This window comes from Sporofaciens sp. SGI.106, assembly GCF_050314255.1.
Classification (GTDB): Bacteria; Bacillota; Clostridia; order Lachnospirales; family Lachnospiraceae; genus Claveliimonas.
The window spans coordinates 1-342 of record NZ_JBNPMZ010000067.1 but is presented as its reverse complement, the minus strand read 5'-3'; the positions used below and the strand labels follow the sequence as shown (position 1 = coordinate 342).

2 tRNA genes are annotated in these 342 nt (G+C 42.4%); both read right to left on the bottom strand.

Annotated elements, in window-relative coordinates:
* Positions 1–94 precede the first annotated feature (94 nt).
* Positions 95–167, bottom strand: a tRNA-Ala gene (locus ACQRCC_RS15605).
* A 69-nt stretch (positions 168–236) separates the two neighbouring features.
* A tRNA-Ile gene (locus ACQRCC_RS15600) sits at positions 237–310 on the bottom strand.
* Positions 311–342 lie beyond the last annotated feature (32 nt).

The window sequence follows — 342 nt, the reverse complement described above, 5'->3', positions numbered from 1 at the left end:
GGATGTCTTGATTTTAGATATTTAAAATCATATATTTCATGTATGCAATTTTCAAGGTACATTGTGATAATCAAAAATTTTTCTGATTATCAAGTGGAGAATACGAGATTCGAACTCGTGACCTCCTGCTTGCAAGGCAGGCGCTCTCCCAACTGAGCTAATCCCCCATTTAGGTTATTTTATTTCAATGGGCTTAAGTGGGCCTTACCTCCTCAGGCGAATGCTTACTTAAGCAATGGGCTTAAGTGGACTCGAACCACCGACCTCACGCTTATCAGGCGTGCGCTCTAACCGGCTGAGCTATAAGCCCATTTATCAAAAGGGCGCTAAGCCTCTTTCTTA